This is a genomic window from Actinosynnema sp. NPDC053489 (genome assembly GCF_044544865.1).
Classification (GTDB): Bacteria; Actinomycetota; Actinomycetes; order Mycobacteriales; family Pseudonocardiaceae; genus Actinosynnema.
This window is the reverse complement of record NZ_JBITXT010000004.1, coordinates 405,815-418,842: the sequence shown is the minus strand read 5'-3', so window position 1 is coordinate 418,842 and position 13,028 is coordinate 405,815. Positions and strand designations below refer to the sequence as shown.

The 13,028-nt window shown below is 74.3% G+C and carries 12 protein-coding genes; 4 read left to right on the top strand and 8 right to left on the bottom strand.

Annotated features, from left to right (window positions below):
* Position 1: 1 nt before the first annotated feature.
* The 4 genes from ACIGNX_RS11675 to ACIGNX_RS11660 are packed head-to-tail and all read right to left on the bottom strand — an operon-like array spanning position 2 to position 2,849.
* Positions 2-1,534, bottom strand: a complete 1,533-nt coding sequence (locus ACIGNX_RS11675) for an FAD-dependent oxidoreductase (RefSeq protein WP_396538917.1) — start codon at positions 1,532-1,534, stop codon at positions 2-4.
* Entirely contained in the window at positions 1,531-2,247 is a 717-nt protein-coding gene (locus tag ACIGNX_RS11670) for a class I SAM-dependent methyltransferase (RefSeq protein WP_396538915.1), read from the bottom strand. The genes ACIGNX_RS11675 and ACIGNX_RS11670 overlap by 4 nt, the downstream gene beginning before the upstream one ends.
* The gene (locus ACIGNX_RS11665) at positions 2,225-2,548 is read right to left on the bottom strand and encodes a lycopene cyclase domain-containing protein (protein WP_396538913.1); all 324 of its coding nucleotides are present in this window, start codon (positions 2,546-2,548) and stop codon (positions 2,225-2,227) included. The genes ACIGNX_RS11670 and ACIGNX_RS11665 overlap by 23 nt, the downstream gene beginning before the upstream one ends.
* Entirely contained in the window at positions 2,541-2,849 is a 309-nt protein-coding gene (locus ACIGNX_RS11660; protein WP_396538911.1) for a lycopene cyclase domain-containing protein, read from the bottom strand. Before ACIGNX_RS11660 ends, ACIGNX_RS11665 begins: the two co-directional genes overlap by 8 nt.
* Before the next feature lie 180 nt (positions 2,850-3,029).
* Here ACIGNX_RS11660 and ACIGNX_RS11655 point away from each other — a divergent pair, with 180 nt between their 5' ends.
* The 3 genes from ACIGNX_RS11655 (at position 3,030) to ACIGNX_RS11645 (ending at position 8,091) form a co-directional block, all read left to right on the top strand.
* Positions 3,030-5,534, top strand: a complete 2,505-nt coding sequence (locus ACIGNX_RS11655) for a molybdopterin oxidoreductase family protein (protein WP_396538909.1) — start codon at positions 3,030-3,032, stop codon at positions 5,532-5,534.
* Between the two features lie 3 nt (positions 5,535-5,537).
* Positions 5,538-5,996: a hypothetical protein gene (locus ACIGNX_RS11650; RefSeq protein ID WP_396538907.1), complete on the top strand. Its 459-nt coding sequence runs from the start codon at positions 5,538-5,540 to the stop codon at positions 5,994-5,996.
* 121 nt (positions 5,997-6,117) lie between these two features.
* Positions 6,118-8,091: an endo-1,4-beta-xylanase gene (locus ACIGNX_RS11645; protein WP_396538905.1), complete on the top strand. Its 1,974-nt coding sequence runs from the start codon at positions 6,118-6,120 to the stop codon at positions 8,089-8,091.
* Between the two features lie 4 nt (positions 8,092-8,095).
* On the opposite strand, the gene ACIGNX_RS11640 is transcribed toward ACIGNX_RS11645, so the two are convergent.
* Entirely contained in the window at positions 8,096-8,614 is a 519-nt protein-coding gene (locus ACIGNX_RS11640; RefSeq protein ID WP_396538903.1) for a hypothetical protein, read from the bottom strand.
* A 184-nt stretch (positions 8,615-8,798) separates the two neighbouring features.
* Between ACIGNX_RS11640 and ACIGNX_RS11635 the strand changes: the two genes are divergently transcribed.
* On the top strand, positions 8,799-9,386 hold the full coding sequence (locus tag ACIGNX_RS11635) for a superoxide dismutase (protein ID WP_396538901.1): 588 nt from the start codon (positions 8,799-8,801) through the stop codon (positions 9,384-9,386).
* A 36-nt stretch (positions 9,387-9,422) separates the two neighbouring features.
* Here the strand turns inward: ACIGNX_RS11635 and ACIGNX_RS11630 are convergent, their stop codons facing one another.
* From ACIGNX_RS11630 to ACIGNX_RS11620, 3 genes are all read right to left on the bottom strand, one after another.
* The gene (locus ACIGNX_RS11630; RefSeq protein ID WP_396538899.1) at positions 9,423-10,331 is read right to left on the bottom strand and encodes a S1C family serine protease; all 909 of its coding nucleotides are present in this window, start codon (positions 10,329-10,331) and stop codon (positions 9,423-9,425) included.
* Positions 10,332-10,433: 102 nt separating this feature from the next.
* Entirely contained in the window at positions 10,434-11,651 is a 1,218-nt protein-coding gene (locus ACIGNX_RS11625) for an SGNH/GDSL hydrolase family protein (protein WP_396538897.1), read from the bottom strand.
* Positions 11,652-11,844: 193 nt separating this feature from the next.
* Complete coding sequence (locus ACIGNX_RS11620) at positions 11,845-12,984, bottom strand: glycosyltransferase (protein ID WP_396538895.1); 1,140 nt, start codon at positions 12,982-12,984, stop codon at positions 11,845-11,847.
* Positions 12,985-13,028 lie beyond the last annotated feature (44 nt).

Here is a 13,028-nt window from a genome sequence, read left to right as displayed (position 1 = left end):
GTCAGGGCGTGCGGCCCCACCGGCGGGCGGCGGTGCGCAGCAGCGGGCCGCGGCCGGTGGTCGGCACGGTCCACAGGTCCGTCCCGGTCACGCCCCACTGGCGCAGCACCCGGTTGGCCGCGGCGAAGCCGGTGGTCGCGGCGCGTTCCATCAGCGCGACCGGCAGGTCGATCCGCACCAGGTCGCCCGCGAGCACCAGGAAGTCGTCCGGTGTCCGCACGGTCGGCCGGTGGGCGTACCCGCCGACCGGGAACAGCGGGCAGTCGGCGCGCAGCTCGTGGCGCTCGTCGACCGCGTTCGCCCGCTTCGTCTCCGGGTAGACCTCGGTCAACCGCTCCCACAACCGCGCGCGGGCGTCCGGTTCGTCGGCCGGCAGCGCGTACCCGTGCAGCTCCACCACCGCACCACCGGTGCGCGCGGCCCACGCCCTGGCCTCGTGCTCGTAGTGGTTCAGCACGCTCACGTTGTCCAGCGGGCCGTAGCCGCTCGTGCCGAGGAACGCGGGCCGGCCGGGGTCGACCGGGCGGTCCAGCCAGTACCGCGACACCAGGAACGGCGGCGCGGTCCGCAACCCGGCGATCCGCTCCCGCCACGCATCGTCACCCAACCGGGGCGACGCGGCCACGACTCGGCGCAGGCCCGGCACGTCGGCGGCCGGCACGACGGCGTCCGCGTCGACCGCCCGGCCGGCGACGTCGACCGTGAACCGCCTCGGCCCGCCGCGCCGCACCGACCGCACCTCGACGCCCCGCCGCACGTCGGCGCCCAGCTCGGTGAGGTGGCGGCCCAGCGGTTCCCACAACCCGTGCGGGAACGGGTCGGCCGTGACGTCGAACAGCAGGCCCTCCGCCGAACCGAGGAAGTAGATGTGGAACATCACCGCCGGCTCGGCCGCCGACAGCCGGCTCGGGTGGGCGAAGAAGCTGCGGGAGAACACCTCGAACGCCAGGGCGTGCGCGGACCGGGGGAACCCGACGCGCTCCAGGTACGTCGCCGCGTCGAGGTCGTCCAGCTCGCGGTACACCCGAGGCACCGAGACGTCGAGCAGGGGCAACGCCGCCCGCGCGTCCACCGACGGCAGGTCCGACCAGCGGAACGTCGGGCTGCGCCGCAGGAACGCCAGCGCGTTCCACGGCGGGGTGGTGGGCAGCCCGGCGAACCCGTCCCGGTGCCCGTTCGCGTGCCACAGCGGGTAGTCCGGCACGCCGACCAGCGCCCGACCGGCGGGGTCGGCGCGGCGCAGCAGCGCCCGCAGGTTGTAGTACTGCCGGAAGAACGCGTGGAAGCCCCGGGTCATCGTGACGTCGCTGCCGTCGGCGAGGCGGGTCGACCAGCCGCCGACCCGTCCGCCGAGGTGGTCCTCGCGCTCGCACACCACCACCCGCGCGCCGCGCTCGGCCAGGACCGTCGCGGCGGACAGCCCGGCGATGCCGGCGCCGACCACGACCACGGTCGGCGGGTCCTCGTCGAGGTCGAACCGGGCGCGCCCGGCGGGTGCGGCGATCCGCACGGCCTTGCGATCACGAGGGGTCACGGTCGCTCCCGGTCCGGCGCCCGACCGGTGAAGGTGTGCACGACACCGAGCTGGAGGCCGCCCGCGGGCCTGCTGCGGACGGCCACGAAACCGTTGCGCCGCAGCCGGTCCCGCAGCGCGCTCGCGCCGTCGAACCGCAGCACGCTGCGCCACAGGTAGGTGTAGAGCGAGCGGTCCCGGGTGAGCAGCCACCCCGCGGGCACGACCACCAGCCCGCACATCGCCGTCCAGATCACCGTGCGCACCACCGAGTCGCGCACCGAGTACTCGTGCACGACCAGCGGCGCGCCCGGCTTCATCAGCCCGCGCACGGCCGCGAGGGTGGTGTCCGGATCGGGCAGGTTGCGCACGAGGTAGGCGGCGAACACCGCGTCGAACGGCCCGGGCACGTCCAGGTCCTCGACCCGGCTGTGCACGAACGTGACCCGGTCGGGCCACGGCTTGGCGCGCGCCCGTGCGAGCATCCCGGCGGAGGCGTCGACCGCGACGACCTCGGCCTCCGGGGCCGCGGCGAGCAGCGCGGCGGTCGACGCCCCGGTGCCGCAACCGAGGTCCAGCACGCGCAGCCCGGCACCGCGCCGGGGCAGCTCCAGGGCGCGCGCGGAGGCCCGCAGCGCCCGGTGGTAGCCGGGGTTCAGCCTGACCAGCACGTCGTAGTCCCCGGCCGCCACGTCGAACGATCCCGGCACCTCAGCCGCGGTCAACCGCGCCACGCGCCCTCCTCCGCTCCCACAGCGACAGCACCGCGGTGACCATCGCGAACCCGTACAGGAAGTCCTCGACCGGGATGTCCCACGGCGCGCGCAGGCCGGTGATGGCCCAGTCCGCGTACAGCACGATCGGCGCGTCCAGCTTCGTGAGCCACCCGTCCACGGGCACCTGGAACGCGAGCACGATCGCCATCGTGACCCAGTACGCGGGACGCCGGAACAGCCCCGTGCGCAGCACGAACACCTCCAGCAACACCACCAGCAGCGCCGCCGCGGCGGCCGCCAGCAGGTACTCCCTAGTCATCGCGCAGCACCCGGCGCACGGTCTCGTAGGTCAGCAGCGCGCACAGCGGGACGGCCACGAAGAACAGCACCTCCTCGACCGGCAGCACGCCGCCCAACACCAGGCCGGTCGTACCCCGGTGGTGGAAGCTCCAGTGCCCGCGCGAGATCGCCACGACGTCCCACGCCACCAGCACCAGCAGCACGGGCAGGACGGCGCGGACGACGTCGGGCGCGCGCCGGTACACGCGGCCGAACCGCTCCAGCGGCGCGGTGACGAGCAGGCACGCGGCCAGCACGGCCAGGTATTCGTACCGGCCCATGACACCTCCGCGCGTCGGTCCCCCGACGACCGTAAGAGGACCGGAGCCGGCCTGCACGACGGGCGGTGACGCGCCGCCCCCGTCGCCCGATCGTGGCGGCCGGGGGGTGCGGCGTGCCGGGGTTGACGGTCCGCGCCACGGGTAGCCGACAGGCGACCGGAGCACGGACGGAGGGACCGCATGGCCGATCGGATCGCGGACATCTGGGGCGAGCGCACACCGCACGCGAAGGACACGCCGTGGCCGGTGCGGGTGGACCTGCACCTGGACCGGGGCCTGGCCGAGGCGGACGTGGACCGGTGGGTGCAGTCGGCGTGCGTGCTGTGCAGCAACGGCTGCGGCTGCGACATCGCCGTCAAGGACGGGCGGATGGTCGGCGTGCGGGGTCGGGCGGGCGACCTGGTCAACCACGGTCGGCTGGGGCCGAAGGGCCTGTACGGGTCGTGGCAGTGGAACCGCGAGGACCGGTTGACGCGCCCGCTCGTGCGGCGCGACGGCGTGCTGGTCGAGTCGGACTGGGACACCGCGATGGACCTGGTCGTGCGGCGGTCGCGCGAGCTGCTGGACGAGGTCGGGCCGCTGTCGCACGGCTTCTACACCAGCGGCCAGCTGTTCCTGGAGGAGTACTACACGCTCGGCGTGATCGGCAAGGCCGGCCTCGGCACCCCGCACATGGACGGCAACACGCGGCTGTGCACCGCCACGGCCGCGACGGCGATGAAGGAGAGCTTCGGCTCCGACGGCCAGCCCGGCAGCTACACCGACATCGACTCCTGCGACGCGATGTTCCTGTTCGGCCACAACATGGCCGAGACGCAGACCGTGCTGTGGGCGCGGGTGCTGGACCGGCTGCACGGCCCGGACCGGCCGCTGGTGGTCGCGGTCGACCCGCGGCGCACGAAGGTGGCCGAGGCGGCGGTGGCGTCCGGGGGAGTGCACCTCGCGCCGTTGCCGGGCACGAACCAGGCGTTGATGAACGGCCTGGTCCGCGAGGTGATCGCCAACGGCTGGGTGGACCGCGAGTACGTCGACGCGCACACCCTCGGCTACGACGACCTTGCCACGACCGTGGACCCGTACCCGCCCGAGCGCGTGGCGGGCACGTGCGGGATCGACCCGGACGACCTGCGCCGGGCCGCCCGGATCTTCGGCACGTCCGACCGCGTGCTGTCCACGGTGCTGCAGGGTTTCTACCAGTCCCACCAGGCCACCTCGGCGGCCTGCCAGGTCAACAACCTGCACCTGCTGCGCGGCCTGATCGGCAGGCCCGGCTGCGGCATCCTGCAGATGAACGGGCAGCCCACCGCCCAGAACACCCGCGAGGCGGGCGCGAACGGCGACCTGCCCGGCTTCCGCAACTGGGACAACCCCGCGCACGTCGAGCAGCTGGCCCGGCTGTGGAACGTCGACCCGCTGACCATCCCGCACTGGGCGCCGCCCACCCACGCCATGCAGATCTGGCGCTACGCCGAGCAGGGCTCGATCAAGTTCCTGTGGATCTCCGGCACGAACCCGGCCGTGTCGCTGCCGGAGCTGCCGCGGGTGCGGGAGATCCTGGCGGACGAGGACCTGTTCGTGGTCGTGCAGGACGGGTTCCTCACCGAGACCGCCGAGTACGCCGACGTGGTGCTGCCCGCCGCCCTGTGGGGCGAGAAGCAGGGCACGTTCACCAACGTCAACCGCACCGTGCACCTGTCCGACAAGGCGGTCGAGCCGCCCGGCGAGGCGAGGTCGGACCTGGACATCTTCCTCGACTACGCCCGCCGCATGGACTTCCGGGACCGCGACGGCGCGCCCCTGGTCAAGTGGCACGACCCGGCCGGCGCGTTCGACGCCTGGCGGGAGTGCACCCGGGGCAGGCTGTGCGACTACACGGGCCTGTCCTACGACAAGCTGCGCGGCGGCAGCGGCATACCGTGGCCGTGCAACGACGAGCACCCCGACGGGTGCGACCGGCTCTACGCCGACGGCGTCTTCCCCACCGACCCCGACGCGTGCGAGGACTACGGCCACGACCTGCTCACCGGCGGTTCGACGACGCCCGAGCAGTACCGGGCGCGCCGCCCGGACGGCCGCGCGTTCCTCAAGCCCGCGGAGTACACCGCCCCTCCGGAGCAGCCGGACGACGACTACCCGCTCATGTGCACCACGGGCCGCACGGTCTACCACTTCCACACCCGCACCAAGACCGGTCGGTCCCGCAACCTCCGGCGGGCCGCGCCGGAGCCCTGGGTGGAGCTGTCGGCCCGCGACGCCGCCGAGCTGGGCGTGCGCGAGGGCGACCTGGTCCGGGTGGAGTCGCGCCGCGGCCGGGTCGAGGCGCCCGCCAGGGTCGGTCGGGGCCGAGACGGCGTGGTGTTCGTGCCGTTCCACTACGGCTACTGGGACACCGACGGCGACGAGCACGCGCGGGCCGCCAACGAGCTGACGCTGACCGAGTGGGACCCGGTGTCCAAGCAGCCGCTGTTCAAGGTCTCGGCGGTCCGGGTGACGAAGCTGGCCGACGGCGACCGGCCCGCGCCCGCGCCCACCACGACGGCGTCCGCGCCGCACGACCCCGTGGGCGTGCCGGCGACGGTGGGGGAGGACGACGTGCGCGAGGACGTGCCGGCGATCGAGCCGCCCGCGCCGCCACCGACCCCCCGCCGGACCCCCAACGTGCCGCACCCCGCCTCGAAGGGCTGAACCATGCACCTGGCCACCTACCTGGGACTGCTGCACTCGTCGCTGACCACGCTCGCCGACGCCTTCCGGCAGGTCGGCCAGGGCCACGGCGGTGAGCCCGACGTGTGGCACACCTGCCAGGTCCTCGCCGGTCGCGTCGACCAGGAGGCCGAGGCGCTGGCCCCGGTCGTGGAGCGCTACGGGGAGGATCGCGAGAGCGAGCCCGAGCGCCTGCACGCGGCGGGCCTGGGGTCGACCCGCAGCGGGCCGGTCGGCCTGCTGCGCGACCTCCAGGACGTCTACATGCTGGCGGGCCTGGCCGAGATGACGTGGACCGTCGTCGGCCAGGCCGCCCAGGCCCTCAAGGACCGGGAGCTGCTCGACGTCGTCGCGTTCGGCGAGCAGGAGACGAACCGCCAGCTCACCTGGTTGCGCACGCGCATCAAGCAGGCCGCGCCGCAGGCCCTCGTCGCGGCCGGGTGAGGCCGCGCGGGCGCCGTTTGGGCTGAACGGCGGCCGGCCGCGGCGCGGTGCGGCTGCCTATAGTCCGGCGAGATGTTCTGGGAGCGCTCCCAGAACGCGTCCGACGGAAGAGGGATTCTCGATGAGGAGAGTTCTCGCCGGCGTGCTCGCGACCTCGGTCGTGGCCGGCCTGGTCACGCTGGCGGCGCACGCGAGCCCACGGGCCGCCGCCGACCAACCCGTGGTCGTCGTCTCCAGCACGTTCGACGACGGCACGGCGCAAGGCTGGACGGGCCGGGCGGGCGAGGCGGCGACGCCCAGCACCGCCGTCGCGCACGGCGGCACGCACAGCCTGGCCGTCACCGGTCGCGCCCAGAGCTGGCAGGGGCCCACCCTGAGCGTCCTGGACAAGGTGCAGAAGGGCGTCCGCTACGAGCTGTCGGTCTGGGTCCGCCTGGCGGCGGGCGAGTCGGCGACGCAGGCCCGGTTGTCCGTCGAGCGGCACACCGCGGGCACGCCGAGCTACGACCAGGTCGTCGGCGACACCGCGGTCACCGCCGACGGCTGGGTCAACCTGCGCGGCAGCTACACGCTGGCCGCCGACGTCGACTTCCTCTCCACCTACGTGGAGCTGACCAGCCCCACGGCGTCGCTGCACATCGACGACTTCTCGCTCTCCTACACGCCCCTGCCGCCGATCCAGACCGACATCCCGTCGGTGAAGGACGTGCTGGCCGACCACTTCGCCGTGGGCGCGGCCGTCGAGAACGCGCAGCTGCTCAACAACCACGGGCAGCTGCTCGCCAAGCACTTCAACTCTGTGACGGTGGGCAACGCGCTCAAGTGGGACGCGACCGAGCCCACCGAGGGCGCGTTCCGGTTCGCCGACAGCGAGGCCATCGTCGCGTGGGCGAAGGCCAACGGCGCGGCCGTGCGCGGTCACACCCTGGTGTGGCACCAGCAGACCCCGGCGTGGGTGTTCCAGGACGCGGCGGGCAACGACCTGACCGCGACCCCGGAGAACAAGGCGCTGCTGCTCGCCCGGCTGGAAGCCCACATCCGCGGCGTGGTCGGCCACTTCGGCGACGACATCCCGGTGTGGGACGTGGTCAACGAGGTCGTCGACGAGAACCAGCCCGACGGCCTGCGCCGCAGCAAGTGGTTCGACCTCACCGGCCTGGACTACCTGCGCACCGCGTTCCGGGTGGCCCGCGAGGTCGCGCCCCGCGCGACGCTGGTGATCAACGACTACAACACCAACGTCCCGGCCAAGCGGGACAAGCTCTACGACCTGGTCGTGAAGCTGCGCGCCGAGGGCGTGCCGATCGACGCCGTGGGCCACCAGATGCACGTCAACGTGCAGTGGCCGTCGGCGGCCGAGACCGACGCGATGCTGGCGAAGTTCGCGCCGCTGGGCGTCGACCAGCAGATCACCGAGATGGACGTCTCGATCTACACCGACAACGGCCAGTCCTACCCGACCCCGCCGGCCGACGTGCTGCTCACCCAGGCGTACCGGTACCGCGACCTGTTCCAGGTCTACAAGAAGTACTCCGCGAACATCAGCTCGGTGACCCTGTGGGGCCTCGCGGACGACAGCACGTGGCTCGACAGCTTCCCGGTGACCCGCAAGGACCACCCGCTGCTGTTCGACACGCGCCTGCAGGCCAAGGACGCGTACTGGGGCGTGGTGGACCCGAGCCGGATCGGCGGCGGCACCACGACGACCACGACCACCACCACTACGACGACCACGACCACCACGACGACGACCACCACGACCACCGCGCCGCCGCCCGTGACGTGCTCCGTCGCGTACACGATCGGCAGCCAGTGGCAGGGCGGTTTCCAGGCCGAGGTCCGGGTCACCAACCGGACCACCGCGCCGGTCGCCGCGTGGACGCTGGCGTGGTCGTTCGCCAACGGCCAGCGGGTCACCCAGCTGTGGAACGGGCAGCACACCCAGACCGGCGCGGACGTCAGCGTGCGCAACCTGTCCTGGAACGGCTCCATCCCGCCGGGCGGCTCGGTCGCGTTCGGCTTCCTGGGCAGCTGGGCGGGCTCCAACGCCAAGCCGGCCGCGTTCAAGCTGAACGGGACGCCGTGCGGGAGCTGACGCGTCAGCCCTCGGTCACCCGGTAGTACCGGACGGGGGTGTAGGCGTTCGCCGTCCGCGCCGTCCACCTCCGCTCCACCGGCGGCGCGCCGTCGGGGCCGGTCTGCTCGCGCACGACCGGCTCCGACCCGGCGGCGTCGGCCCAGCGCACGAACAGCGCGGCATGGGAGGAGCTGGTCAGGGCGTCGCCGGGGCGCAGGTCGGCCCTCGGGATCTCGGCGGCGACCTCGCGCAGCGTCGTCGTGGTGCGCGAGTGCGTCAGGCCCCACGCCAGCGAGACGTAGCCGGAGCAGTCGGTGCGGTAACTGCCGTACTCGTTCTCGTGGCACGCCTGTTGGCTGTACGGCACCCCGGCGTCCAACCAGGACTGCGACCGGACCAGCGCCTCCTCGCGGGTGACCGTGCGGTCCTCGGCCGTCGTGCCGCACGCGATCAGCGCGCCGGGGTCGTCGGTCGCGTGCGCGACCGGCGCCTGGAACGCGGCCGTGCAGGCGAGTGCGGCGATCAACGTGCGGGTGATCATCGGACCTCCTCGGTCGTGGGTGCGCCGCATGATCCGCGCGGCGGATGGTCACCACGGGGGTTCCCGCCGTCCACCGGTCCGGCGCTCGGACCACCCGGCCGGGTGGTCCGCCCGCCGCGCCGTTTCCCGCCTGACGACCGGGGTAGTCGGCCCGTGTCCACACCGGACACGGGAGGGAACCGGCATGCGCCTCGTCGTCGTGGTGGTCGCGCTGTGCCTCACGACGGGGTGCGCGACCGACCCGGAGCCGGTGCGCGGCACACCGGCCGCTGCCGTGGTGCCCGTGCGCGAGATCGGCGTGCTGGCGCCGGCCGAGGCGGCGGACACCGCGTTCACCTACGACCCGGTGGCCGCGCCGCCCGGCGCGGAGCTGGCGCTGGAGGTGGTCCGGGGCGACGGCACGACCGCCGTGCGGCTGTCCGCCGGGATGCTCCAACCCGACCGCGGCTACGCCGCCCACGCCCACGTCAACCCGTGCGGCCGCGACGACGTCGACGCCGGTCCGCACTACCAGCACGAGGTCGACCCCGCCGCGACGCCGGAGCGGCCGTCGGTCGACCCGGCCTACGCCAACCCCCACAACGAGGTCTGGCTGGAGCTGACCACCGACGCGCGGGGCAACGGCACGGCGGAGACCACGGTGCCGTTCGTGTTCGACGACCGCGTCCCGTCCTCGATCGTGCTGCACGAGCACGCGACCACCGAGACGGAGCAGGGCCGGGCCGGCAGCGCGGGCGGCCGGATCGCCTGCTTCACCGCCCCCTTCCGCTGACCGCCCCGTGCGCGGTCGGGCGGCGGTCCACCCCGGTTACGCGGTCAGCTCGGTCGGCGTGGCGATCACGTCGACCATCGCGCCGTTGCGCAGCACGGTCACGGGCAGCGGCAGGCCGATGGCCTCGGCGAACAGCTGCCGCTGGATGCCCTGCGCGTCGCTGACCGGCGTGCGCGCCACGCTGAGCACCAGGTCGCCGTCCCGCAGCCCGGCGCGCTCGGCCGGGCCGCCCGGCACGACCTGCACCAGCCGCACCCCCGCGCGCTGCCCGGTGCGCTCCGCCACGGCGTCGGGCAGGGGAGCGGGAGCGCCGACCACGCCCAGGTAGGCCCGCCGCACCCGGCCCTCGACCACCAGCGTCGACAGGATGCGCCGGGTCGTGCTGTTCACCGGGATCGCCAAGCCCAGCCCGATGCCCGCCAGCGCCGTGTTGATGCCGACCACCTCGCCCGCGGAGTCGGCCAGCGCGCCGCCGGAGTTGCCCGGGTTCAGCGCCGCGTCGGTCTGGATCACGTCCTCGATCACCCGTCCGGCGCGGCCGTTGCGCACCGGCACGGCGCGGCCCAGCGCGCTGACCACCCCGGCGGTCACCGAACCGGCCAGGCCCAGCGGGTTGCCCACGGCGATGACGAGCTGGCCCACCTGGAGGCGGTCGGCGTCGCCGAACCTGGCCGCGCCCGGTGTGCCACCCGACGCCTTGAGCACGGCCAGGTCGGCGAGCGGGTCGGTGCCCACGACGGTGAACGGCGCCTCGGTGCCGTCGGCGAACACCGCCGTGCCCTCCCGGGAACCGCCGACGACGTGCGCGTTGGTCAGCAGGTGGCCGTCGTCGGTGAACACCACCGCCGACCCCGAACCGCGGGGCAGGCGCACGCTGGCCACGTGCGGCGTGACCGACTTCGCCACCGCGATCACGGCGCGCGAGTAGGCGTCCAGCGGTTCCATCGGCGCCTCCGATCACCCGATCGAGGCTTCAATCGTGCGCCCGGCGGCGGGGTGCTGTCCGGGGCGTTCGCCGACAGCGCAGCCGCCCCGGGCAGCGGTGGTTCAGCGGCGCAGCAGCGCCGCCAGGTCGACGGCGTCCGCCATGGCCCGCGTGCCCGCGTCGTTGGGGTGCAGGTGGTCGCCGCTGTCGTAGGCGGGGTCCAACGTGGCCGGGTCGCCCGGCGCGGCGGTCGCGGCGGCGAAGTCCACCACGCCGTCGAACTCGCCGGACGTGCGGATCCAGTCGTTGAGCGCCCGCCAGGTCGCCTCGCGCTCCCCGGTCCAGATGAACGAGCCCTTGAACGGCAGGACCGTGCCGCCGTAGACCTTCACGCCCGCGGCGCGCGCCTGGGCGATCACGTCGCGGTGCCCGGCGATCAGGTCGGCGACCGGGGCGCTGTAGCCGATGTCGTTGACGGCCTCCAGCACGATCACCGCCGTCACCCCGGTCTGCGCCAGCACGTCGCGCCGCACCCGCGTCACGCCGGCCACGCCCCAGTACGGCTCGTCGCGGTCGGCGATCAGGCGGTTGCCGCCCAGCCCGGCGTTCACCACGGACAGCGTGCGGCCCGGCACCGCGTCCAGCCGCCGGGCCAGGAAGTCGGGCCACCGGTGGTTGGCGTCGCCGGTGGTGCTCGCGGTGTCGGTGATCGAGTCGCCGAACGCCACCACCGTGCCCGCGACCCGTCGCGCCGGCGCCACGTCCACGCCGTCCACGACCATCCAGCACGGCGTGTCGGCGAAGCCGCCCGACAGCGCGCCGGTCCGGTCGCCCGCGGCCAGGTAGTTGCCCTGCGCGGTGAACGGGTGGTTGGTCAGCGGGCCGGTGGCCTCGGGCAGGTAGGCGCTCACCAGCAGCGTGGACAGCGCCTCGACGTCCAGCCGGACGGGGTCGCTGAACAGCTCCCGCCCGACCGGCACGGTCACGCCCGGCCTGCCCTGGAACGTGAGCGTGCGCAGGGTGCCCGGCACGGCCGCGTCGCCCGCCGCCCGCACGGCGACCGTCGCCCGACCCACGTGCAGCGGGGTGGAGCCGAACGCGTTGGTCACCCGCACGCGCACCGACCCGCCGCCCGCGCTGAGGAAGACGACGTTGCGGACGGTCTGGTCCCGCAACCCCCGACCGGCCGGGCAGTCGCTCCACGGGATGTCGCTGCCGACCACGGGACTCGCCGCCCAGCTCGCCACCCACGGCGCGCCGTGCGCGCTCGCCGCCGGTGGCAGCACCGCCGTCGCCGCGAGCGCGACCGCCGCGGCGAGCTTCCCCACGTGTCCTGCCATGAACGTCTCCCAACGCCGGGTCGTCACTCTGGCGTCACCGACGGTGGCAGTGGGCTGATTAACCGGTCAAGTTCGTCACGACGAGCGGCGTCATCGTTGCGACGAGTGGCCGGGCTTACGCGTTCAGCGCCCCCGCCCGACCGCGACCCCAGGTGGCACGGTCGGGCGGGGGCGCCGGGTCGGGCGCGTCGGGTCAGGCGCGGTCGGGCAGCGTGCGGGCCACGTCCTGCGGGGACGGCATGGCGGCCACCTCGTCGGCGATGGCCCGCGCGGCGGCGCGCACGGACTCGTCGGCGAGCAGGTGCCGCGCCTTGGCCGTGACCGCCTCGGGGGTCACGTCGTCGCCGAGCAGGCGGTCGCCCAGCCCGGCCTCGACCACCACCTCGGCGTTGCTGAACTGGTCGGCGCCCTGCGGCAGGAGCAGCTGCGGCACGCCCACGCCGTACGTGCCCAGCGTGGTGCCGCTGCCGCCGTGGTGGACCACGAGGTCCACGTGCGGCAGCACGTCCGCCTGCGGCACCCACTGGCGCGCGACGACGTTGTCCGGCAGCGCGCCGAGGGCCTCGGCCTCGACCGCGGGACCGGCGGCCACGAGCACCTTCACGTCCAGCGCGGCGAGGCCGTCGACCGCGGCGCGCAGCACGTCGACCCGGCCGAAGGCCGTGCCCAGCGTCAGGTACACCAGCGGCTCGTCGTGGTCGAGCACCCACCGCGGCAGCTCGCCGGGCTCGGCGAACGGCACCGGGCGCAGCGGGATGCGGTCGGCCTTCCCGGCCAGGAAGGCCGCGTCCTGCACCGAAGGCGGGCAGATGTCCAGGTACGGGTTGCCCAGGGTCAGGTCGTCGGGCGCGTCGACGCCGAGGTCGGCGGCCACCTCGCCCAGGTGGCGGCGCGCCGCGTCGGACAGCTCGTCGGCCCGCCAGATCCGGCCGAACCCGTGGCACAGCGCGGGCACGCCCGCCACCTTCGCGGCCAGGCCCGCGCCCGGGTTGCCGACCTCGTGCACGACCAGGTCGGGCTTGCGGTCGGCGATGATCGGCGCGAGGTCGGCGGCGAACCGGCGCGGTAACACCGAGCCGAAGACCTGCGCGATCCGGTCGGGGTCGAAGTCCCGCGCCTGGCGGGCCTCCAGGCCCGCGTTCACGGACTCGAACGCCGTGCGCATGTCCAGGCCGCCCGTGACGTGCTCGATGCCGTGCGGGCGCAGGGTGTCGGCGAACGCGGGCGCGGTGACGTAGGTGATCTCGTGGCCGAGCTCGCGGGCGGCGATCGCGAGGGGCAGCAGGGGGTAGGTGTGTCCGTGGGAGCCGAGGCTCGAAAAGAGGATTCGCACTGGTTCGAGCGTAGCCAGGTGTTTTCTACGGCGGGTGAATTTCG

Coding starts and splice junctions, on each gene's coding strand:
- ACIGNX_RS11665 (WP_396538913.1), bottom strand. CDS start 2,548: ATGACTAGGGAGTACCTGCTGGCGGCCGCCGCGGCGGCGCTGCTGGTG.
- ACIGNX_RS11660 (WP_396538911.1), bottom strand. CDS start 2,849: ATGGGCCGGTACGAATACCTGGCCGTGCTGGCCGCGTGCCTGCTCGTC.
- ACIGNX_RS11655 (WP_396538909.1), top strand. CDS start 3,030: ATGGCCGATCGGATCGCGGACATCTGGGGCGAGCGCACACCGCACGCG.
- ACIGNX_RS11650 (WP_396538907.1), top strand. CDS start 5,538: ATGCACCTGGCCACCTACCTGGGACTGCTGCACTCGTCGCTGACCACG.
- ACIGNX_RS11645 (WP_396538905.1), top strand. CDS start 6,118: ATGAGGAGAGTTCTCGCCGGCGTGCTCGCGACCTCGGTCGTGGCCGGC.
- ACIGNX_RS11640 (WP_396538903.1), bottom strand. CDS start 8,614: ATGATCACCCGCACGTTGATCGCCGCACTCGCCTGCACGGCCGCGTTC.
- ACIGNX_RS11635 (WP_396538901.1), top strand. CDS start 8,799: ATGCGCCTCGTCGTCGTGGTGGTCGCGCTGTGCCTCACGACGGGGTGC.
- ACIGNX_RS11630 (WP_396538899.1), bottom strand. CDS start 10,331: ATGGAACCGCTGGACGCCTACTCGCGCGCCGTGATCGCGGTGGCGAAG.
- ACIGNX_RS11625 (WP_396538897.1), bottom strand. CDS start 11,651: ATGGCAGGACACGTGGGGAAGCTCGCCGCGGCGGTCGCGCTCGCGGCG.